Annotated in this window: 17 protein-coding genes and 2 pseudogenes; 11 read left to right on the forward strand and 8 right to left on the reverse strand. The window is 60.1% G+C overall.

Annotation, left to right across the window (positions count from 1 at the left end):
* Window positions 1–33 precede the first annotated feature (33 nt).
* The 6 genes from NKH67_RS29315 to NKH67_RS29340 form a co-directional block, all read right to left on the reverse strand.
* On the reverse strand, window positions 34–1,371 hold the full coding sequence (locus tag NKH67_RS29315) for an NAD(P)H-dependent oxidoreductase (RefSeq protein WP_352473830.1): 1,338 nt from the start codon (window positions 1,369–1,371) through the stop codon (window positions 34–36).
* Window positions 1,372–1,416: 45 nt separating this feature from the next.
* Window positions 1,417–1,950, reverse strand: a complete 534-nt coding sequence (gene rfbC, locus NKH67_RS29320) for a dTDP-4-dehydrorhamnose 3,5-epimerase (protein WP_352473828.1) — start codon at window positions 1,948–1,950, stop codon at window positions 1,417–1,419.
* 106 nt (window positions 1,951–2,056) lie between these two features.
* Window positions 2,057–3,139, reverse strand: a complete 1,083-nt coding sequence (locus NKH67_RS29325) for a GHMP family kinase ATP-binding protein (RefSeq protein WP_352473826.1) — start codon at window positions 3,137–3,139, stop codon at window positions 2,057–2,059.
* Window positions 3,140–3,171: 32 nt separating this feature from the next.
* Complete coding sequence (locus tag NKH67_RS29330) at window positions 3,172–4,227, reverse strand: NAD-dependent epimerase/dehydratase family protein (protein WP_352473825.1); 1,056 nt, start codon at window positions 4,225–4,227, stop codon at window positions 3,172–3,174.
* A complete protein-coding gene (locus NKH67_RS29335; protein ID WP_352473824.1) occupies window positions 4,220–5,488 on the reverse strand; it encodes an HAD-IIIA family hydrolase in 1,269 nt (422 codons plus the stop codon). The genes NKH67_RS29330 and NKH67_RS29335 overlap by 8 nt, the downstream gene beginning before the upstream one ends.
* Window positions 5,485–6,138: an SIS domain-containing protein gene (locus NKH67_RS29340; RefSeq protein WP_352473823.1), complete on the reverse strand. Its 654-nt coding sequence runs from the start codon at window positions 6,136–6,138 to the stop codon at window positions 5,485–5,487. The genes NKH67_RS29335 and NKH67_RS29340 overlap by 4 nt, the downstream gene beginning before the upstream one ends.
* 138 nt (window positions 6,139–6,276) lie before the next feature.
* On the opposite strand from NKH67_RS29340, the pseudogene NKH67_RS29345 reads away from it, so the two are divergent.
* Window positions 6,277–6,396: pseudogene (locus tag NKH67_RS29345) on the forward strand (bifunctional Delta(1)-pyrroline-2-carboxylate/Delta(1)-piperideine-2-carboxylate reductase); the annotation flags it as partial.
* Between the two features lie 202 nt (window positions 6,397–6,598).
* Here the strand turns inward: NKH67_RS29345 and NKH67_RS29350 are convergent.
* Window positions 6,599–6,724 (reverse strand): annotated as a pseudogene (locus NKH67_RS29350) (helix-turn-helix domain-containing protein); the annotation flags it as partial.
* A gap of 271 nt (window positions 6,725–6,995) precedes the next feature.
* On the opposite strand from NKH67_RS29350, the gene NKH67_RS29355 reads away from it, so the two are divergent.
* The 8 genes from NKH67_RS29355 to NKH67_RS29390 all read left to right on the forward strand — a co-directional run bounded on the left by NKH67_RS29355 (window position 6,996) and on the right by NKH67_RS29390 (window position 16,928).
* Window positions 6,996–7,784 carry a WecB/TagA/CpsF family glycosyltransferase gene (locus NKH67_RS29355; RefSeq protein ID WP_352473821.1) on the forward strand — a complete coding sequence of 263 codons (789 nt, stop codon included), beginning with the start codon at window positions 6,996–6,998 and terminating at the stop codon, window positions 7,782–7,784.
* A 162-nt stretch (window positions 7,785–7,946) separates the two neighbouring features.
* Window positions 7,947–9,266, forward strand: coding sequence for an oligosaccharide flippase family protein (locus NKH67_RS29360; RefSeq protein WP_353032396.1), 1,320 nt, complete (start codon window positions 7,947–7,949; stop codon window positions 9,264–9,266).
* A gap of 10 nt (window positions 9,267–9,276) precedes the next feature.
* A complete protein-coding gene (locus NKH67_RS29365; RefSeq protein WP_352473818.1) occupies window positions 9,277–11,001 on the forward strand; it encodes a GumC family protein in 1,725 nt (574 codons plus the stop codon).
* Window positions 10,998–12,338: a hypothetical protein gene (locus tag NKH67_RS29370; RefSeq protein WP_352473817.1), complete on the forward strand. Its 1,341-nt coding sequence runs from the start codon at window positions 10,998–11,000 to the stop codon at window positions 12,336–12,338. The genes NKH67_RS29365 and NKH67_RS29370 overlap by 4 nt, the downstream gene beginning before the upstream one ends.
* 274 nt (window positions 12,339–12,612) lie before the next feature.
* Window positions 12,613–13,911, forward strand: coding sequence for a polysaccharide biosynthesis/export family protein (locus tag NKH67_RS29375; protein WP_352981087.1), 1,299 nt, complete (start codon window positions 12,613–12,615; stop codon window positions 13,909–13,911).
* A complete protein-coding gene (locus NKH67_RS29380; protein WP_352473815.1) occupies window positions 13,817–15,115 on the forward strand; it encodes a glycosyltransferase family 4 protein in 1,299 nt (432 codons plus the stop codon). Before NKH67_RS29375 ends, NKH67_RS29380 begins: the two co-directional genes overlap by 95 nt.
* 277 nt (window positions 15,116–15,392) lie before the next feature.
* Window positions 15,393–16,418 carry a glycosyltransferase family 4 protein gene (locus NKH67_RS29385; protein WP_352542502.1) on the forward strand — a complete coding sequence of 342 codons (1,026 nt, stop codon included), beginning with the start codon at window positions 15,393–15,395 and terminating at the stop codon, window positions 16,416–16,418.
* A 105-nt stretch (window positions 16,419–16,523) separates the two neighbouring features.
* A complete protein-coding gene (locus NKH67_RS29390) occupies window positions 16,524–16,928 on the forward strand; it encodes a recombinase family protein (RefSeq protein WP_352473812.1) in 405 nt (134 codons plus the stop codon).
* Between the two features lie 19 nt (window positions 16,929–16,947).
* On the opposite strand, the gene NKH67_RS29395 is transcribed toward NKH67_RS29390, so the two are convergent.
* Window positions 16,948–17,859, reverse strand: coding sequence for a right-handed parallel beta-helix repeat-containing protein (locus NKH67_RS29395; RefSeq protein ID WP_353032398.1), 912 nt, complete (start codon window positions 17,857–17,859; stop codon window positions 16,948–16,950).
* A gap of 520 nt (window positions 17,860–18,379) precedes the next feature.
* On the opposite strand from NKH67_RS29395, the gene NKH67_RS29400 reads away from it, so the two are divergent.
* Together NKH67_RS29400 and NKH67_RS29405 are read left to right on the forward strand one after the other, a co-directional pair.
* Complete coding sequence (locus NKH67_RS29400) at window positions 18,380–20,041, forward strand: GMC family oxidoreductase (protein ID WP_352473810.1); 1,662 nt, start codon at window positions 18,380–18,382, stop codon at window positions 20,039–20,041.
* A 34-nt stretch (window positions 20,042–20,075) separates the two neighbouring features.
* On the forward strand, window positions 20,076–21,236 hold the full coding sequence (locus NKH67_RS29405; RefSeq protein WP_352473809.1) for a glycosyltransferase: 1,161 nt from the start codon (window positions 20,076–20,078) through the stop codon (window positions 21,234–21,236).
* Window positions 21,237–21,266: the final 30 nt, after the last annotated feature.

The following is a 21,266-nucleotide window of genomic DNA, read 5'->3' on the forward strand; positions in this document are numbered from 1 at the left end:
GTTCGGGCGGCGGAACAACTGGAGTCCCGCTAACTAGGCGGTTGCAGAAACCTCGCGGCGCAGGGAGGCTACAGAGCGGCCGAAGAAGGCAAGATCCTGCTCCCGGCGCAGTGTGTCGCAAAGCCGCCCGATCGGAGGCTCGATATCGTCATAGCCGAGAACCTCGTCCCGCTTCACGTCGCGCAGCAGCCGGCAGCCCTCGGCGAGCCCGATCGGCACAAGCCGCTCGGCGTTCACCGTTCGCGCGTTCTCGCAGAGCCCGTAGGTCATGTAATGTCCAAGGCCATCGAGGATCTCTCCGGCACTAAGGTCCCGCTTGGCGGCGGCCACCACATCAACGGTCGGCGCGCCCAGGGGCGCAATCGCAGCATCGCGGAATATTGCGGCCCTGGCGACCGTGGAGGGCACCTCGAAATGACACAGATGATAGGGCCAATAGAAACAGTAGAGCGGTCCGGGGCCCATCTTGTAGAGTGAGAGATAGTTCTTCTCGACGGCATCCTCTGTGGTGCCAAGAACGAAGATGCCGGGGTTGGGCATGGCGCCGACACAATAATCAACTATCCCCGGCCCCTCGAGGAGCTGATTGAGCGGATACCACCCGACCGCCCCCTGGATCGGGGTACCAGGCTCGACCACAGGCCCGTACATGCCGCGCTTCGCCACCCGCATGCCTGTGGCGTTGGCGACGATGGCGTTCTCGAACGAGATCTTCGTGCCGTCCGCGAAGGAGGTGACCATTGGGGCCTTCATCCCCCACTTCTTGGCAAAACCCTCCTGAGTCGTCGGATTTCGGTAGGGATCGTGCAGGCCCTTGATGTTCCCGCAAAGCACCGGACGTATGCCCAGGCCCCTGACCCAACGGTAGAGGTTCATGATAACGCCGGGCTGATCCCCCTCCACATTGGTGAGGACCACTCCTGCCCGGTCGGCATACACTTTCAGGATCGGTCCGATCGTGCCGTCGAGTTCGGCGTTCATCAGAGCAACATGCTTGCCGTGCCGGATCGCCCGCATTGTGACGTGAGCAGCGAACTCGATCGCGCCTGTCGCCTCGACGACGACGTCGATGTCGTCGGCCTCGCAAATGTGCATCGGGTCGGCCGTGATCGAGCGGCGACCGCGCGCCACGAGATCCTCAAGCGCTTTGGTGCTGGTCGCCTCGGTCACGTCGTCTTCACCTGCGGCGGCATAGGCATCTCGCGCCTTTTCCACGTGCCTGTTGGAAATCGCCACGAGCTCCATGCCTGGGACATATCGCAGCATCTGCAGCGCGATGCCTTGGGCCATGAAGCCGGCCCCCACCATACCCACGCGAATTGGCCGCCCCTGAGCCTGGAGCCTCTCCAACTCCCTGTCGACAATGAACATTTACGTCTCCCCTGTGCTGCTCCCGAAAGGTCGGGTGGCGAAAGGTTAGCGGTCATAATCGGGCCAGCTTCGGTCCTTTTCAGAAATCAGCGCCGGCGCATCCACCGGCCACTTCACTGCGAAAGCAGGATCGTTCCAGCGAACACCACGCTCGGCCGCCGGTGTGTAGAATTCGGAGACGAGATATGTCGCCTCGGAGTGGTCCTCCATGGTGAGAAAGGCGTTCGCGCAGCCCTTCGGGATGACCAGCATCCGTTGGTTCGCCGCTGACAGTTCCACCGTGAGGTGCTGCTTATAGGTGGGCGATCGGGAACGCAGGTCGATCAGCACGTCGTACAGGCTGCCCCGGATGCAGCGAAGCATCTTGTCCTCGCACTGGGGAGCCAGCTGGTAATGGAAGCCGCGCAGTGTATGCTTGTGCCTGTTGTATGAAATATTCACCTGCACGACACGATCCGGAAGCCCCTGCTCGGCAAACTCCCGCGAACACCAGCCGCGTGCGAAAAAGCCCCGCTCGTCTTCGAATTTCTGCAGTTCCACCAGGGTGGCGCCGGGAATATCGGTCTTTGTGAAAAGCATCGTAGATCCATTGGTCAAATGAGTGTCACGTCGGGTTGCATCTCCGACGATCTCTGCTCAGGGTGGCTCGCGCCGGCGGTCCTCTTGTGCGATCGAAGGACGGCCATCAGACTTGCGCCGGATGCAAGAGGCGCGAGCCGTGGACTTCATAGCCGATAGGCACATAGGCTAGGTGTGAGAGTGCGCGTCTTACACTTTCCCGGCGTTCCGGCTTGACCGCGAACATAAGGAATCCGCCGCCGCCGGCGCCGCACAGCTTGCCGCCTTCCGCACCTGCGTCCCTGGCGAGGTCGTAGTGGCCATTGATCGTCGCGTTGCTCACGCGGGACGCCAAACTCCGCTTCATCTCCCACCCTGCGTGAAGGACGGCACCGAAGCGCTCTACGTCGATGACGGGCTCCGCAAAGATCTCCTGAAGCATGAAGGCGTCGTCCCGCATCCGCCTGAGCGTATCGAGATTGCTTGACGTTTTCGCCTTCTGCTCTGCCAGCACGGAACTGGCCGGCCGCTGATGCGACGTCCAGAACATCATCAGGTTGCTGAAGAGATGTTCGATGGCGCCATTGCGCACCCGCTGCGGCTCGACCGTTACCGCGCCGTTCGGCTGGAAGCGGAACAGGTTCATGCCCCCGAACGCGGCGGCATACTGGTCCTGCTTGCCAATCGGCTCCTTGAGGATGTCCATCTCGATGTGACATGCCTCTTCGGCCAGTTGGCCAGGGGTGACACGTTCTCCCCGGAATGCATGCAGGGCGTTGAGCAGTCCCACCGTGAACGAGCTCGACCCCCCCATGCCCGTCGAGGCAGGCATGTCTCCGACCGTCGAGATGTAAATCGGCGGTTCGATCTCCAGGAAACGCAGGCATTCGCGAGCGATGTTGTTCTTGATCTCCCCTATGGTGTTTACCTGCTCGGTCTGTGAATAGTTCAAGCGGATGGGTTCATTAAAGATCTCGCTGTGACGCTTGACGGTGACATAGATGTACTTGTCCACTGCCGCGCTGAAGACCGCGCCGCAATCGAGATTGTAGAAATCGGGCAGATCGGTACCGCCGCCAGCAAAACTGACGCGCAAAGGAGTGCGCGTCAGGACGAGAGACGGTAGACGCTGTGCAGCGCGATCGATGATGGTCGGAAGGTCCAGTCCTGAGCGGCGCTCCACCGCTTTGGTCCCGTCTAGCTGTTCCATATTTTCCCCCTTGAAAATCGACGGAATGAAAATTAGGCAACACGCGGCTGTGCGGTTCGCCAGCGCAGCTGACCATCGAGCGTCCCCGCCTTGAGCAAATGATCGAGCCAGCGCAGCCGCGTGAAGCGCTTGTCGGTAAAGTCTTCAAATCTAAGTGCGATGGAGCGGAACGCCTCGCAAAGGTCCTGTGCTCCCTTTCGCGCTGTCCACTGAAACTCGAAATCCGGGAAAGTCCGTGAGAACTTGCTGAAGTCCGCCTTGTAGGTCCTTTGATCCGCGCCCGGCTTCGGTGTCATTGTGAGCTGCGCGCCGGCGACGGCCTCAACGGCGATCTCCGCTATCTCGCGCACCTGAAGATTGAGGCTTTCAACACCCATGTTGAACGCCTCATTGTGGATGTCCTGTAGCGGCGCCTCCAGCATCAATTTGAAATAGCGCGCGACATCCTGGACATGAACCACGGGCCGCCATGGCGTGCCATCGCTGTGCACTTCGACACGTCCAGTGGTGAAGGCGCTGCCCACGAAATTGTTCAGCACGGTGTCGAAGCGCATTCGCGGCGACAGACCATAGACGGTGCCGTTGCGGCAATAGACGGGCGAGAACCCGTCGTCCGCCAGCGCGCGCAGCGCTTCTTCGGCAACAACCTTCGATCTTGCGTATTCTGTTTGCGGCGCCAGCGGGGCGGTTTCGTCGACGACGGCGGCTTCCGACATGCCATACATGATGCAAGAGGAGGAAAATAGGAACCGCCGGATGCCCGCCGCCTTGGCCATCGTGGCCAGACGAACTGTTCCTTCCGCATTGATCTGCCTCGTCCAATCCGCGTTGAGATTTCCGATCGGGTCGTTCGAGAGTGCCGCCAGATGGATCACCGCGTCAAAGCCCTGCAGATCCGGGGGTTCGATGGCGCGTAGATCCTTTGTGATCTCGGGCACACTGGTATTGTCGGCTCCCAGGGTGCACGTACGAAAATATCCCATATCCAGCCCGACCACCTCATAGCCCGCCGCCTGCAACACGGGCACCATGACAGAACCGAGATATCCATTGTGTCCGGTGACGAGAACGCGTGTTGGTTCATTCATGTCTGCCCTCGCTCCGCTTCGAAAGGAGTTGACGGGTGAGGTCCAGAAGCGAGCATCGCTCGCTTACTTGCGCATATAGGCAGTCCGCGGCTTCGGCCGCTTGACGGTCACGATCGTCATCGCCGACAAAGAGTGTGCGTGTGAGGTCGAGATCAAAGTCGCGCTGTGCCTGATACAGCATACCGGGTTTGGGCTTGCGGCAGTCGCAGCCGTCGTCCCAGCCGTGTGGGCAGTGGTAGATCTCCGCGATCTTGCCGCCGACGGCTTCGCACTCGGCGCACATGCGCTGGTGAAGCGCCTCGAGATCAGCGGCGGTCATCGCTCCGCGCGCTATCCCTGCCTGGTTGGAGATGATGATTATGCGGTAGCCAGCCTCGTTCAGAAGGGCCAACGCCTGCTTTGCACCCGGAACCCACTCCCACTGGTCCCATGAACACACATATTGAGCCCGTGGCGGTCTGCAGTTGAGTACGCCGTCCCTGTCTACGAGCATGGTTTTTTCGCGGCTAATAAAGCGCTCCGTCGCGGGTAGACGCTCGATCGAGCCCACGCTGTAATAGCGGTGCTCGCTCACGAAGCCGGCGAGGCGATGCTGCGTCGCGAGCGGCGTGTAGATGGCCTCCTCGAAGAGGGTGTCCTCGTCGGGCAGGAGTTCGAGGGCGAGATCGGTTAGTATGGCATAGCTGATCTCGACTCCCTGCAGCCCGGGCGTGGTGCGGAGCCGGTCGAAGACGGTCACATTGTCGTTCGCATCAAGGATCACGCTGCCGCGTGAATAGCCGTCCTTGTTGCTGTAGACCGTAATCATTCCAGGCTTGCCGGCCGCACAGAAGCGTTGCCACAGCCGCTCCATGCGCATCGGCCAGTAATTGTCGCAATACAGCAGCAGGAAGCACGGATCTATGAGGTGACGGGCATTGGATACCCGGCTGCTGGTGAGGTCGTCGGGACGGGTGACGGCATATTCGATACTGACCCCGAACCTGCTGCCGTCGCCGAAATGGTCCATCACCACATGGGGCAAATACCCGAGTAGAAGAAGAACCCTTTCGAACCCCTCCTGCCGCAGCTGTTCGATCTGGTATTCCAAAAAAGGGCGGCCGAGCACCGGCACCATTGGTTTCGGGCGATCGAGTGTGATCGGCCGCATGCGCGTGCCACGCCCGCCGGCCAGGATGACCGCCTGACGCGGCCGGCTGTAGCCGCGGCCTTCGACATCTGCCTTTTGCAGGCAGGGCGAGCTCGGCAGGACAATATTCATTGACCGCGCTCCGGTCGGTCGGCGATGAGGTATCGCGTGATGGCATGACAGATCGCGGCGTGGACGTCCTCGACGAGTTCGTAGGTGCCTTTTTCGGACCGCACCCATACTGGCTGATCGACGAGCTCTTTAAGCGTGCCGCCGTCAAAACCGACAATGCCGATGGTGGCTACCTTCCTTTCGCGAGCGAGTTCGACTGCCCGCACGAGATTAAGCGAGTTCCCGCTGGCTGAAATCACTATGAGCACGTCACCCGGCTCGGCGAAGTTCTCCATCTGGCCGGCAAAGATACGCTCGTAGCCTTCGTCATTGCCGAGTGCCGTCATCCAGGAGACGTTGTCTGTCAGGCCTATGACCCGGATTGGCTGCCTTCCCGAGCGTTTCGTGGCCTTACCGAGGTCATTGACCCAGTGGGAGGCGGTCGCTGCGCTGCCGCCGTTGCCGGCGACGAAGACTGTGCCGCCCGCATCGCGTACGGCGCGCAGCAACTGTATCGCCTCCTGCACGGCGTCCGTATCGATCTGCGCCAATGCGATGCAAAGCGATGCCAGATAATCCTGTGTGAATTCTTTAGGCTGCAACCAGAGGGCATCATCCCGCGAAGATTTGCGACATGCCGTCACTCCCTGATCGATCGCGAGCTCTGTCATGCCACCCTCGATTGCTGCAATGGTGAGCGATCATCACAGCGTGCGAGCACTTCGAGTTCAATTGCTATTCCGAACGGAAAGCTGGCGGGCGGCGCTCATCGGAGGTACTTAAAAGGAATATCCCTTGTTCTCCGTACAGCTGACACGTCGGCACATGGCCATATCGGCGTCAAGATCGTCACGGTGTCGCCCGACAACAATGCCGTAGGCAAACCCGCGGTGATGGGGCTTTACCTCCTGCTCGACGGCGCGACGGGCCGCTCCTTCCATGCGCTCTTTCGGCAGCACGGAGAGAACAAGTTGATAGATGGGTAACGCTTTGAACCGGATACCCGACGAGACGCTCCAGTTCGCCGATCCGAGCCAATGCCTTCGAAAGCTCGTCAAGCGCTTCCGACGGCAATGCCGGCGCTGCACCGCCCGGGTCGTCCGCCTCACCTAGCCGGCGTACCGCTCGCGGCGGACCCATGCGACCGCGCAGAGCTGCTGGCCCGCCTGCACGAAACTGCTTCTGCCAGCGATAGAGACCCTTGCCAGAGATGCCGAGCTCCCGCGCCAACTTGCTCATATTGGCGCCCGCAGCCATGCGTTACACCGCCGCTCTCTTGAATTCGCCACTGAACCGCCGCCCCGGGTTCTTCTCTCCTCATCAGCTCTCCTTAACGAATGGAGAACTGTTACCCTTTTCGTGTCTCAGAATCGGGGTGCACCACACCGGTTCGGACAGGATATTCGGATATTCCTTTTAAGTACCTCCGATGAGCGCCGCCCGCCAGCTTCCCGTTCGGAATAGCATTTGCACTCGAAGTGCCCGCACGCTGTGATGATGGCTCACCATTGCAGCAATCGAGGGTGGCATGACAGAGCTCGCGATCGATCAGGGAGTGGTGCGCGAGCAAGTGCTTGGGGTACCCGTGCACGCGCTGGGCTTGGCGCAGGCAGTCAACTGCGTCTTCGACTGGGCCCTGCGGCGGGAGAGCCGAACGGTTTTCCTGTGCAATGCCCACAGTGTCGTCACCGCCCGCCGCAATCGCGCCCATGCCGAAGCGATGGATAGCGCCGATCTTGTCGCGCCCGATGGAGCGCCGGTGGCCTGGATGCTGAGACGGCAGGGACACGCGGATCAGCCGCGCATCGCCGGACCGGACCTGATGTGGATTTGTTGCCGGAGGGCATCGGAACTGGGCTCGGCAATGTTCCTGTACGGCGGCAGCCCGGGCACTCTCCAGCGTCTCGAACAGTGCATTCGAACCGAGTTTGCCGGCATAAACATCGTGGGCTCTTACTCACCTCCGCCCCGCCCTCTGTCGGCCGAGGAGGATGAGGCAGTGGTCGGAATGATCAATCAGTCCGGTGCGAGGATCATGTGGGTGGGGCTCGGATGTCCCAAGCAGGAAAGCTGGATGCAGGCGCATCGCGGCCGGATCAATGCGGTCATGTTAGGGGTAGGAGCAGCTTTCGATTTCCACGCCGGAGACGTCAAACGGGCGCCGCAATGGATGCAGAAGAGCGGGCTGGAATGGCTGCACCGGCTCTTCCAGGATCCCCGCCGGCTGGCGAGCAGGTATCTCGTGACGAACAGCCTGTTCATCCTGGCTTTGTTGCAGGCAACGCTGCTTCCCAGGCGCAGACTTCGTGACGGTTAGAGGGAGGCGGAACCAGTGAACACACTTGGACCGCCGTATTGCCGATCTGCGCCAACTTCTTCACGGCCGGCTGTTCTTTGGCGCTGCTTCTGGGAGGCGGCGCTGCCATATCTGGACTGGGTGGTTTGCATTGCCTCGACAGGCACCTGACTGGAGGCTACCATGACCCTGAGCAAACAGGCCGCCAGTCTGGCTGTCCTGCATGTCACCGACGTCCTGCAGCCGCTGATCATCTTGCCCTATGCCGGGCGTGTCCTCGGACCCATGAGTTTCGGGCGCTACGCGTATGCGCTCGCCATCGGACAACTCGCTGCCGTCGTTGTGGCCTATGGATTTCATTGGACGGCGCAGCGCAGGGTAGCTTCCCTCCGATACGAGCCGGCGGCGATCGCGTCCCTGGTTGCTCAGGTCATGGCCACCAAGGCAGTGCTGTTCATTGCCGTATGCCTGGTGGGCCTTGTGCTGGCCGGCGACGTGCTGGCGCTCAGTAGGCCGACATTCCTGTGCGCGATGCTCTCGGCCGCCGGCGGCATTATTTTTCCGGCATGGCTCTTCGTCGGCCTTGAACGCGCCTGGCAGGCGGCCGTCGCCGTGGTTGTTGCTCGCGTTCTGGCGCTCGTCTGTTTCGTCGCCATGGTCGCATCACCTGACCAGGTCGCACTCGCCGTTGCCATCCAGAGCGCAGTTCCCGTCGTCAGTGGCGTCATCTGCTTACCTTTCATCCTTCCCATTGGGTTCGGCGGCTTCAGGTCCGTCACGCTTTCGACGATTGGAATGCAGCTGCGCAATGGCTGGAGGGGATGCCTTTTCATAGCCGTGGAGACTGCCCTCGTCACCCTCCCTGTTGCCCTTGTCCAGCATTTCGCAGGCTATGTCGCAGCCGGGCAATATTCTGTCGCCGAAAAGTTTCTGTTAGCCTCGAGAGTATTTATCAAGTTGCTTATGGATACTTTCATACCGAGGGTTTCATACTACGCTCATGTCGATCCGGCTGCCGGGGTTCGATTGATAAGAAGATCACTATTCACCGTAGCGGGCGGGGCGGCGATGAGTATTGGAATGTTCTTTATTGCTCCATACATAATTTTGATTCTGTTTGGAGATAAATTTTCAGGAGCGACACCTATAGTGCGTGCGATGGCAATCATACCATTTCTTATGAATATAAATACATTCACATCAAATGTATTTATGTTTAGTTACGGATATGAAAACGAATGGGCGGCCCTTAATGCAGCCGGTCTGCTAGTATTCCTGGTGGCCGCATATTCTTTGTCTTTCGTCATGGCGGAGCAAGCCATTGTTTACGCGATGGTGGCGAAGGAAGTCGTCGTGCTGGTGGTTTCAGCCGGCTTCTTCCTCATTGGCGGAGCTGCAGTCCTTCGCACGGCGGCGGCTTGCGACGCAGGCCGGGTGCGAGCACATCCCCCGGCGTCCCAATCCGCGCCGTTGGAGCACGAGGCCGATCGTTTCCAGTCGTAGGAGAGTCTGTATGTTCGCCACCGATCACTTCGTCGTTCAGCCGTCCGGGTCGCCTCACCAGCAGATACCTCCCAAGGATCGCGACGAGCTGACCGTGAAAGACATCTTGAGATTTATTCGAAGCAGTTGGCGCCTTTGCCTCCTCTGGATGGTTGTAAGCCTTGGTGTCGGCGGCGCATATACAGTCCTTTCGCCTGGATATTACAGCGCTTATGCGACGATCCTCCTTTCATCTCCGCCCGCTCCGCAACCGGGCGAAGCTCAGGCGGATGAGAGGGTCTATGTAGAGAGCCAGATACAGGTCATTCAGTCGGACGAAGTCGTCGGACGTGTTGTTGACCACACTGGCTTAGCGGAAGACGAAGAGTTTGTGACGGACGACAGCTTGCGCACCCGGATATCCAGCTATGTGCAGGGCCAATTGGCGTCTCACTTCGGCACCGAACTGCCGACGGCGGAGCCAAATATTCGGGATGAGGCGATGGTCCTTGTGAGGCGCGCGTTTTCCGTTCTTCAGATGGGTTCCTCCAGCGCCGTCGAGATCGGGGTCACCTCTTCCGATCCTCAGTTCTCCGCCATGCTCGCGAACGCGATCGCCGACGGTTACATCGGAAATCAGCGCGAGCGCAGGCAGGCGGCTGGCGCGGAAGAAGCATCTGATCTGCACAAGCGGCTGGCGGAACTTCGGGAAAAGGCTTTTGTGACCGAATCACTGAAGGAACTCCAATCGGACCCTGAATCTGCGGAGAGGGCAAGAGTCCTTTTCCGCGAGCAGCAGAGCGCGGCCGAGGTTTATCGCTCGCTTTACAATGCCCTTCTGCAGCGGACCCTCTCCGATTTTAGCGCCTCGTCGCTGATCCCGAGCGCAAGGGTCATCACCGCGGCCGAACCGCCTCGCCAACGCAGTTGGCCGCCACCCGTCCTGATGGTAGCCCTCTCCGTTATGGCCGGTGGGGTTGCCGGCGTTGGTCACGCATTGATCAGGCAAGCAATGAACCACCGCCTGATAACGGTCGAGGATGTGCACAGGTCGACCGGCCTTGATCGGATTGTAGGGATACGCAGAATTCCCCGCCGCAGGTGGAATGTTGTGGGGCCATGCGAGCAGTCTTTGCAGCCCGTCTACTCAAAGGACGCTCCCGAGCTTCACAGCTCGCTGAGCAAAATTGCCAGCCGTATGCGCGGAGTTCAGGGCCGCCAAGGCGGATTTGTAATCGGCGTTGCTTCACCCCTCGCGAAGTCCGGAAGCTCCACGGTGGCGGTTCATCTCGCAAGGCTCATTGCGGCGACCGGGCAAAAGACACTGCTCATTGATGCCAATTGGCAAAAGCCATCGATGAACCAGCCAATGGTGAACGCGGAGCCAGGTCGCAAGCTCGCAAGGGCGTTTGCCATCATTCCCGCGCATCAGGGAGGGCTGGAAGTTCTGGTTCTCAGGCCCACCGGGTCAATCTCCGAGTTGAATGCCTCGCTCTCCATCTCCGCTGCACTCCAGCATCTGCAGCAAGAATACAGTTGTATAGTGGTTGATTTTCACAGCACCGATCGCATCGCTGATCTGGAAGCTGCCATGGGCGTCATCAACGAGGTCCTTTTGGTGTTGCAGGCACGCCGCACTTTCGCGGATCACCTCAAAGGAATCCTGCGCATCATCCCTGCAGAGAAACTCTCGGCAGTAATTTTGACCAGGATGAACCGTGCGGCTTTCAGTCCTAACCGGGAATACAGGCCATGACCTCGCCAGCGACATTGTCACGCAGGAAGGGTTCAAAGCCGGTCGACCTCGTTTCCAGCCATTCCCCTGACGTGCTCGACTACACCCTCTTTCTCTCGGGCATTTGGCTGGCCTGCGCCCTCGCAATATCCCTGCGCCTGCTTGGCCTTTTCTTCATAGTGGTCCCGGTCGGTGTCTGTCTGGCCTATGCCTTGCTGCGGCAGACGGTGCCGCCTCGTCTGCTCGCGGTCTACACCGCCTTCTGCCTCTTCATTGCCCTGCTGTCCAGATACAGGCTGATGCCGGATTCCTGGCAGGTTCACTTCCTTCAAGAAGCAGTCACAAGGCAAATCGTCCCGATTGTTGGATTCTTCGCCGTCGCATGGGCGTCCAAGGCTTATTTCCGCCGCAGGCTGATGAGCGGCAATGCCTTTTTTGGTGCACCCGTTTTCCTGTTCCTGTCTCTCGTTGTCGCGCCGGCGGTGATGTTTCAGCAGGACGTGCAATATCCGCGCGCATCTGGGCAAGCCGCGATAGTGATTCTTTATGGTGCGCTGATCAACAACATGGTCATTGCCGTGTTTTTCATTGCAGGCGGTATCTTTCTGACGAACGACTGGCGCCGATACGGCGGCATTTTGCTCCTTTTGGGAATAGCCCTCGCCAGCCCCTTGGCTCAGTTCAAGGTGCTTGCGGTCACGACGATCGTCATTCTGATTGGCGTGCCCGGCCGGTTGATGGCCGCAGCTTTGGCGACCGCACTGACTTCGGCTTATGCCGTCGGGCTCAACTTCATACCTCAAACCTTTGCTCTGGACCCGAACTCCGGGATCCGACTCGCGTTCATTTCGGACGCACTCGTATCCGTTGCGGATACATACGGGTTTGGCATCGGATTTGGGAGGGAATCTGTCCGATGGCGATACGAGTTTCCCGGATTCGAGGATATTACCTTTCTTCCCGACACCCATAATATTACGCATGCCAGAATGCTTGAGGTACTCTCGACAGGAATTCACAATTCGTTCTTTCAAGCCATATTGCGGACGGGGGTCATTGGTTTCATTTTGATCGTGTCTGCCATTTTGGTGGCCTTCCCGCCAAATCGACTGCCACGCGGTGTTCGCAATCATGCGTCCACGGTCTTCATCACGATTTTCCTCGCCATGTTCGTCAATCCGGCCCTGGAGAGCCCTCTACAGATTGTGGGAATTGCTTTCTCATACGGCTATTTGATTGCGCTTCGCGCCAGCGTTCCGGCCTTGGCTGTGGAACTTCCTCCAGTTGAACCGGATCGAACGCAGCATTACGCTTGTTCATACATCGGAACGAACATGGATGCGGCCCTCCCGACATAGGGCAGGCTATCGGTCTCGGTAGAAGGGATCGCGTTGTACGATTTTGGCGCGGCAGGAGCAGGGGAGCCGTCCACTGATGTGCCCGCTCATGCGGCGGCGCCGTGCCGGTCCATCAGGAGTGCCTCGAAAGAGCCAGCGAGCCAGCCATTTTGCCTCGGCCTCGGCTATGCCTCTTCTGGTAGCATAGGGCCATCCACTGCGCAGGTTCGCCCGCGCCGGAGAAACCCGTAATAAGCCGCCCGTAGAGATACGGGGGCAACCCGTTGGGGGACCCATGAAGCTGTTGAGATCCTTGTTGTCGGCGCTGTCGATGACCATGGCTTCGACCCGCCTCGCTTCGTTTGCTGGCGCCATCGCTCTGATTCCGACAGCGGCACTTGCCGACTACAAGCTAAAGCCCGGAGATACGCTGGAAGTATCGGTCCCTGGTATTCCGGATTTCAGGCAGCGATTGCTGATCGGAGTGGACGGCGAGGTGAACTTGGCGCTGGTTGGAGCGGTTCAAATCAGCGGCCTTTCCGTTCAACAAGCGCAGGAAATAATCGCCGGCAGTCTCGCCAGCAAGCCCTATCGGCGGGGGACCGAGGACGGCCGTGAAATAACGCAGCTGATCCAGACGGACCAGGTCTTCGTTTCGCTTGCCGAATACCGGCCCATCTATGTTTATGGTGATGTGGCCAGGCCGGGAGAGTACATCTTCCGGCCGGGTATGACCGTCCGACAGTCTGTGGCGGTTGCGGGTGGCTACAGCGCTGCCCAGGTTCGCATCGCCAATCCGCTCATGGAAGCGGCCGATTTCCGTTCCGAGTACAAAGCCCTATGGGCGCAATTCGCAACGGAACAGGTTCGCATTTGGCGCCTTCGCACCGAACTCGGCGAAGAAGTCGAACATGTCGAGAACGCACCGGTGCCTGAGGCGCTCGCCGAACGATTGAAGCAAACGGCAACAGCGCATATCGAAGCTCGTCAGTCAGACAGTGAAAAGGACAAGGAGCTTCTGCGACGTGCTGTCGAGGAGGCTAACATGCAACTGGGGCTCCTGTCTGAAAAGAAGAAGAAGGACGAGGAGGGAAGCCAGGCCGACACCGACGACTACGAGAGAGTCAGGACGCTGTTTCAGAAGGGCCTGGCGGCGACCACGCGCCTATCTGAAGCCCGTCGAGCGGCGCTTATGTCATCAACCCAACTGCTCGATACGATCGTCCAGGCATCGAACATCGAGCGCCAGCGCGGCGAATATGTCAGACAGATGAACAAGATCGACAGTGAACGACGAATCGCGGCCTTGGGAGAGCTACAGGAGGCCTATATGAATCTGGCCCAGACCTCGGCGCGTCTTGAGGGTACTGCGCAGAAGCTGGCGCTTACAGGTCAAGCGCAATCCACCTTGCTGATAGCCGCGGGTCGGCCCGAGATAACAGTGCATAGAAAGCGAGAGCAGGGCGCCGAGACGCTCCCTGGCAGCGAAGATCTCGGGCTTGCGCCCGGCGACGTTGTGGAGGTCGTTTTGCCAAAGGTCGACTTTTCCGGAGCCGTCGCGTCGTCGCCACCGGCGTCCGGGATGCCGAATTGAGATTCGGACGTGGCGGACTGCGATGCGCGTCTTAATGGTTCATAATTTCTACCAGATAAGGGCCGGAGAGGACAGCGTGGTTCGGGAGGAGCTCGCGTGCCTCAAGCAGAATGGGGTCGACGTCGAGCTGTTCTCCGCCACGAATGACGATATCGTGTCGGTCGCGCGGAAGATTTCTAGCGCCGTGGGGGTCATCTACAACCCTCATTCACGGCGGACCCTGTCCCGAAAATTGGCGGAATTTTCACCGGATGTCGTCCATATCCACAATTTCTTTCCTCTCCTGAGCCCCTCCATCCTGGATGCGTGCCGCGAGGCCGGCGTGCCATCAGTGATGACCTTGCACAATTTCAGGATTCTCTGTCCCAGCGCCTTGCTTTATCCCGATGAGAGGCTTCGGGAGCGAAGTCTCCGCCACGCCTGCTGGTGGACTGTTCCGAAGAAGGTCTACAGGAATTCCCTGGCGGGCACGCTCGCCGTCGCCGCAATGGTCGAGTTTCACAAGCGGGCCGGCACCTGGTCCCGCAAGGTCGACCGCTTCATTGCCCTTACCGACTGGGCCAGGCACAAGCTTGTGGAAGGCGGCCTGCCGGCCGAACGCATCGTCGTCAAGCCGAATGCGGTTGCCAGGCCGCCGATCTTCGGTGACCTTCGTCGCAATGGAGGGCTGTTCGTCGGACGACTGGATGAGCACCACAAGGGAGTGGCCACGCTGCTCGAGGCGTGGAAGGAGATCGACTATCCGCTGCGGATCATCGGCGACGGGCCGTTGGCTCCGCTCGTCGAGCAGTCTGCGGGCGAGCGCGTGGAATATCTCGGGCGTCAGTCGCGCGACACGGTGCTGAAGGAGATGCAGGCTGCAGCATTCCTGCTCTTTCCGTCGAAAGGCTATGAATTGTTTCCCATGACCGTCATCGAGGCCTTCGCAAGCCGGCTGCCGGTCATCTGCACGGATTTGCCGTGGATCAAGGGGGTCGTTGAGCCAGACGTCACCGGCCTTGTCGTTCCTGTCGGCAATGCCGGCGCGTTGGCCGATCAGGTGCGCTGGGCGCTTTCAAACCGATCTGCCTTGCAGGAAGTGGCAGGCAGGGCCTATGCCGCCTATCAGGAGCGGTACACGCCCGAAGCAAACTTCAATCGGCTGATGGCCATCTATGAACCCCTGGTCAGGCGCCCGATCCGGGCCTTAGCGGCAGTGTCGTGAGGTGGGCCGGAACATGGGCTGGCAGGAACCGACCAGGGCGGCCCATAGGGCAGACCAAGCTTCACGCGTCAACAAGCGCAGTGCGGGCCGGGGTACTCCCCATTTGCTCGAGGATCGATCCTGCCGCCTCGCATACTTCGGCGAGGTCCTCTTTTGCTTCCATTGCTGAAACACGGTGCCACTGGAGGCTGCGGCCGCCCGCAGGCACCTGTTGTCACGGTTCGATCGAATGCGCATTGTCTTGACCCGGCGCGAACCTTTGGATTCACCTGATGGTGTGAGCATCTTCATTGTGGCACTTGCCCAGGCGTTGCTCGAACTGGGGCACCAGGTGCAGATCGTGGTCGGCACCTTCGAAAGCGCGAAATTCCAGCGACTTCTTTCGCCTCGCCTCAAGTTGCCGATAATCGGATTGAGCCGCACGCGGTTGACCGGACCGGCCTCAGTCGCGGCATGGCTGCGGGCGATCGGTATCATCAATCGGTTCCGGCCGGACCTTGTCATCCACAGCGAGACGGTGCCGCTACCGCTGCGTGGCACGATCGTCCAGGTCGTTCACGATCTCGAGAGGCGGAAAGGGCCGCTTGCGGCAGTATGGCGAGCCATTCGACGCGCGAGCATGCGGCGCTGCCACTACGTCGTCGCCTCCACGACCGAGCTTCAGGAGGAACTGGTGCGAGATCTTGGGCTGCCAAGCGACCAAATCCTGAAAATTCCCAAATGCATCGATCGCCAGTCATATGCGTCTCGTGGGCTGGCAGAGCGCGAGCGGGCAATCCTCCATGCCGGCACGTCGCCCTACAAGGTGCCAGAGGCGACGATCCGGGCATTCGGCGCCCTCAACGACCCTTCCGTACGGCTCTACCTGACGGGTGACATCACACGACCGGTGACGAAGGCGGTCGACGCTCTTCCTGAAGCGATACGGGGGCACGTGGTCCTTCTCGGGATGGCAGAGGGAGCACGCGTTCGCGAACTACACAGCCGCGTTCGCGTCGCCGCTTTCCCCACGCGCTATACGGTCCCTGTCGCCTCGGCAACGGTGATGGAGGCGATCGCCACCGGCACGCCCATCGTCGGGTCTTCAAGGCTCAGCCGGGATCTGCTCGCGGATGGCGTGAATGGGGCAGTGGTCGAACCACAGGCCGAGGCGATGGCCGCAGCGCTGAAGGCTGTGCTGGACGATGATGACCTTTGGTCGCGTTTGTCGGCAGGTGCCGGCCAGTGGGTGGGACGGTTCGATGCACAGGGAGTCGCAAAGCAATATCTCGAGCTCGCGGATCTCTGCGGACATGGGAGATGACAAAGGGACTGCCGAGCCGCAGCGGCATTCAGGCTCGCAGATCGTCAGCGGCTTCCTCGGGCACCTTGGACCCTCGCTGAAAGCTTCTTACGATTGGGGATTGCGATGATCATCGGCTACTGTCGTATCAACACCTTCGAACCCGCTGCCAGGCTGGAGGCGCAAAAGCTTTATCTTGCCCGCTTGGGAGCCGAGAAGTTCTTCTGCGAGAAGACTGGCATATTCGGTTCGACGCCGGAGCTCGAGAGGGCGATCGCATGTGTCAGGAAAGGAGACGTGATTGCGGTCACGAAGCCGTACCGTGTTGCGCGCACAACCCGCGAAGTGCTGGCGCTCATCGAAAGGCTTGGCAGCAAGCATGTCGGTCTTCGCATCGTCGACACACCTATCGATACGAGCACGACGACGGGACGCATGATTCTTGCATCAGCGCCTCTCTGGACGCTTGGGATGTCGCCGTCGCGGTCAATGCTGTCAGACCTGCTTCTCTTTTGGCGTCGTCGTCGATAGGGCCACATCGGATCTCTGCTCACTGCCAGTTGAAGGCAAGCCGCAATGGCGGTCTGGGATCAAATGGCTTGCGCTCGATGGACCAACCGGCATGCACGGCCGCCCTTTGCCAGATGAGGTTGCGGGGACTGGCGAGCGCGTAGACGCAGCAGTCCCTAACACTGTGCTTTTCAGCGCCTTCTGATATCCGGGTATGGAACGACAGGCCGTTGGATGTCGGGGTGTCCCTGCCGTCCCGTGGCTCATTGTAGGTGTCCCGGCTCCGGCAGCGGTTGAACGAACAACCGCCACTGCCGACCTTGCCCTGCGGAACGGCCGAGAAGGCGCCGTTGCCCTGTTGAACGGCATCGACGTCATCGACCCGGCAATTGAAGCTTCCCTCCAGCATGACGCCAGCGCCCGTGGGACTGTTGTTGTAGAAGACGAGTCCACGTCGAATTGTACAGCGATCCGAGTGAAAGGCGGAAATGTTGTCCTCGGTCCAGGAGGTGGGACCGTTCTCGGCCGAGAATTCTTCCAGGCTCGTATCCGGAGAGCGGTCGAACTGCACATTCTGTCCACGGGGGAACGGCCCGCGCGCGTCGTGGAGTTCGAGGAAGCTCATCTGGGTGCCTGGACAGTCGAAGACATAGATATTGGAGGAGCCGCGGGACGCCTTGACACGGATGATGATCGCATCGGGGCAGCTTTCCAGCTCTATGTTGTTGCGGTTCTGGCTTGGTTCGGTCCCCGGGGGAACGCCGACATGATCGATCTCGAGATCCTGCAAGCGTATTCCGGCGGCTCCGCGGGCGTATATTCCGCTGCCCATGGCATGACGAATGCGGCAGCTGCGTACGATGACGCCCTGATGGAGTGCCGTGATCCCGTTGCCATAGGGGGCGTAAATGTCAAGGTTTTCAATGATCTGCCCATCCGCGCGCGTGAGCACGGGTCCACTTGGACGCGCAAGGGAGACGGCACCCCCGAACCATTTATCGCCCGATCGCCCCTGGGCCAGAGGCACCGCTGCACCGACGGCACCCGAGGCAGGCAGCGCTAGCAGCCCGGCAAGGAGACGGCGCCGATTAAGGCGCCGGGGTTCAAGAGACTGCCGGCCGCGCAACATGAAATTTATCAGCCCGCCCAGTTCGGGTGCCAAACGTCGATTCGGCTTGTGCGGAGACGTCGAGGTGGCCAACGCGATGCAGATAAACCCTACCTCTCGGCAAGGCGGCTTCTTCGGTCAGGTTGTCGTCAGGCATCCCCATTTTTCCCCTGTGCGCCAGCGGCGCAGGTTCGCGAAGAATGCACATCGGCGGCAGGCTTATGCACGCACAGCACTTCGCACACCATCTCTCCATTCTGGCCGCCGCGAAAGCCCTCCATAAGGCTTAACTCCGATGGGCAAAGTGCCATCGGCCGGATTCCCTGCCATTCTCTGAAGCTGGTAATAAGCGGAGCGCGAGGCGATGTCGGTTGAAGCGGACGTCTTTGACTATGTGATCGTCGGAGCCGGGGCGGCAGGCTGCGTCTTGGCCAATCGTCTGGCGGCTGATGGGACCAATATGGTCTGCCTGCTCGAGGCGGGCCCGGCCGACAGCAGCATCCTTCTGCACATTCCGGCGGGACTCTACAAGACATCCTCGAATCCGAAATATGCCTGGCAGTTCGACACGGAGCCTAGTCCGGGGACGGCCAACCGTTCTATTCCGATGTCGCAGGGCAAGACACTAGGCGGTTCGACCGCAATTAACGGGATGAACTACAACCGCGGCGCGGCTGCAGACTTCGACGAGTGGGCCCACCAGGGCAATCGAGGCTGGGGCTACGCCGACGTGCTGTCCTATTTCAAGAGAACCGAGCGGAGGCTTGGGGCATGCGATCCCTTCTACCGCGGGACGGACGGACTGCTTCCAGTTACAGATTGCGATTGGCGACATCCACTATGTGATGCATTCATCGAGGCCGCGCTCAATGCCGGCATCCCGCGTAATCCCGACTACAATGCGGCAAGCCAGGCCGGTGTGGGCTACTATCAGCGCTATATCGATAACGGATGGCGCGTGAGCGCAGCGCGGGCTTTCCTACGGCCGATCGCCAGAAAGAAGAACTTGGACGTCCGCACTAACGCGCAGGCCACGGCCGTCCTGTTCGAGGGAAAGCGTGCCATCGGCGTTCGATATGGACGAGGGGGGCCGGGTCATCCCACCAGCTGTGTGAAGGCCCGTCGAGAGGTGATCCTCTCCGCTGGCGCGGCGAACTCACCAAAGCTGCTGCAGCTGTCAGGCGTGGGTGCTGCGAGAATGCTCTCCGGCCTTGGAATTCCGGTTGTGCACGAATCCCCCGGTGTCGGTGCAAATGTTCAGGACCACTACATAGTCCACCTGATCGCCCGGGTGGAGGGCATCGAAACGGTCAGCGGACACGGCTTCGCCCTCCTGCGCGAGGCAGCGAAATGGATGCTGGGCCGCCCGAACTTTCTCGCCGTCAGCCCGTCGCTCGTCTACGGGTTCGTCAACTCGCGGGATCTTCACTCCACCCCCGATATCCAGCTTGACCTTGCCCTGGGCAATTATACCGATCACGGTGGCGCGCGGCGGTTGCCGGTCATCAAGCTTGGCTATTATCAGTTGCGACCGAAGAGCGTCGGACATGTTCGGGCGGTCTCGGCAGATCCGTCACAAGCGCCGCTGATCCAGCCCAACTATCTCGCCGATGATCAGGACCGACAGGTCGTCATCAACGGCATGAAGACTGTGCAGCAGCTGTTTCGGGCCCCCGAGCTCAGGCGCTACAACTGCACGGAAGAGCTTCCCGGCCCGAAAACAACGGACGACGCCGACCGGCTGCAGTTTGCCCGCGAAACCGGGCTGACAGCCTATCATTTGTGCGGATCGTGCCGGATGGGCCCATCCGCTAGTGTTGAATCTGTCGTGGACGACCAGTTGCGGGTCCACGGCCTCGAGGGCCTGCGGGTCGTTGATGCTTCCATTATGCCCTCCGTTCCCTCGGCCAACACTTCGGCCGCTGTCTTTATGATCGCGGAAAAGGCAGCAGACATGATCCTGGGTCGGCAACCCCTCCCGGCACTGGAGCACTATGCGCCGGGCCAACCTGCGGCGGCCGAATAGTTGAAAGTCGAATGACAAGTGCCGGGAGAATTCCTTGAAGAGACGTACACTGGTTGCCTCTGAATTCAATGCGAAGGACCGGGCTCACTTTGCGTCGGCGTATGAGTTTTGCCGCATCGTTGCCGAATGCGAGGATGCCGATCTGATCGCCCCTGGCATCGACAACTACCTAACGAGACGCTTTCACGCCATTTTGCCAAAGCACGACCCTCACAACGTCCAGCGTGACTTCAACAGACTGACAAACGCGTTTCGCAAAGGGCTGGGGTTAATGAATGCGCCAAGCATTGAGCATGTTCGGCTCACGCAAGATTATGACCTTTTCTTCTTCGTCGCCTGGAGTCCGCAAAGCCTTGTAGAATTGTCTCGGATCCACAACTGGCGCCGCCGATGCAAGGTTGCTGTCGCGTATCTGTTCGAGCTCTGGTCGAGCACTCTCGAAGAGGACCGCCGATATCTGAAGCTCCTGGACCAGTTCGACCACGTGTTCCTGTTGCACAGCGCGTGCATACCTCGCCTGCCTCAATACACCCGCACGCCCTGTTCCTTCCTTGCCACGGCCGTCGACGGCCTCATTGCAACGCCGTACCTATCGCCGGTCAAACGCGTGATCGACGTATACTCGATCGGGAACCGAGCCGCGAAGATACACCGACAGCTTCTGAAGCTGGCCGAAGAGCGGGACCTCTTCTATCTCTACGACACGCTCGCAAGCACAGATTCCCGGGTGAAGGCGTGGCATGAGCATCGTTTGCTGCTCGCCAATATCATCAGGCGCACGCGCTATTTCATGGCTTTCAGTCCAGCGACGCTTGCAAACTCGAAGGCCGTCACGGTTGCCGGCGAGCAGGTGCTGCCTGCCCGTCTTTTCGAAGGGGCCGCGGGGGGCGCCGTCATGCTTGGGACCGCGCCGCAATGCGCCGAATTCGGCGCGCACTTCGACTGGCCAGACGCAGTGATCGAGGTATCACCAGACTCGAGCCATATCGCAGACGTAATTGGCGAACTCGACGCAAACCCCTGCCGTACGGAATTGTTGCGCCGGACAAGTACGGTCCGTTGCCTGGAGATGCACGATTGGGTCTACCGTTGGGATCACATCCTAGCCACGATCGGCATGCAGCCGCTCCCACGCCTCCACGTTCGCAAGCTCCAGCTGCGACGGATCGCCGCCGATGCTATGGCGCTCGCCTAGACGATCAGGCCCTAAAATGAGACCCGGTTT

The sequence above is a fragment of the Mesorhizobium sp. M0968 genome (genome assembly GCF_040319065.1).
Lineage (GTDB): Bacteria > Pseudomonadota > Alphaproteobacteria > Rhizobiales > Rhizobiaceae > Mesorhizobium.

Bases quoted from the DNA above. Each gene is read 5' to 3' on its own strand.
- NKH67_RS29375 (WP_352981087.1), top strand. From the start codon at position 12,613: ATGAAGCTGTTGAGATCCTTGTTGTCGGCGCTGTCGATGACCATGGCT.
- NKH67_RS29360 (WP_353032396.1), top strand. From the start codon at position 7,947: ATGACCCTGAGCAAACAGGCCGCCAGTCTGGCTGTCCTGCATGTCACC.
- NKH67_RS29325 (WP_352473826.1), bottom strand. From the start codon at position 3,139: ATGGAACAGCTAGACGGGACCAAAGCGGTGGAGCGCCGCTCAGGACTG.
- NKH67_RS29335 (WP_352473824.1), bottom strand. From the start codon at position 5,488: ATGAATATTGTCCTGCCGAGCTCGCCCTGCCTGCAAAAGGCAGATGTC.
- NKH67_RS29340 (WP_352473823.1), bottom strand. From the start codon at position 6,138: ATGACAGAGCTCGCGATCGATCAGGGAGTGACGGCATGTCGCAAATCT.
- rfbC (WP_352473828.1), bottom strand. From the start codon at position 1,950: ATGCTTTTCACAAAGACCGATATTCCCGGCGCCACCCTGGTGGAACTG.
- NKH67_RS29355 (WP_352473821.1), top strand. From the start codon at position 6,996: ATGACAGAGCTCGCGATCGATCAGGGAGTGGTGCGCGAGCAAGTGCTT.
- NKH67_RS29370 (WP_352473817.1), top strand. From the start codon at position 10,998: ATGACCTCGCCAGCGACATTGTCACGCAGGAAGGGTTCAAAGCCGGTC.
- NKH67_RS29400 (WP_352473810.1), top strand. From the start codon at position 18,380: ATGTCGGTTGAAGCGGACGTCTTTGACTATGTGATCGTCGGAGCCGGG.
- NKH67_RS29365 (WP_352473818.1), top strand. From the start codon at position 9,277: ATGTTCGCCACCGATCACTTCGTCGTTCAGCCGTCCGGGTCGCCTCAC.
- NKH67_RS29330 (WP_352473825.1), bottom strand. From the start codon at position 4,227: ATGAATGAACCAACACGCGTTCTCGTCACCGGACACAATGGATATCTC.
- NKH67_RS29390 (WP_352473812.1), top strand. From the start codon at position 16,524: ATGATCATCGGCTACTGTCGTATCAACACCTTCGAACCCGCTGCCAGG.
- NKH67_RS29315 (WP_352473830.1), bottom strand. From the start codon at position 1,371: ATGTTCATTGTCGACAGGGAGTTGGAGAGGCTCCAGGCTCAGGGGCGG.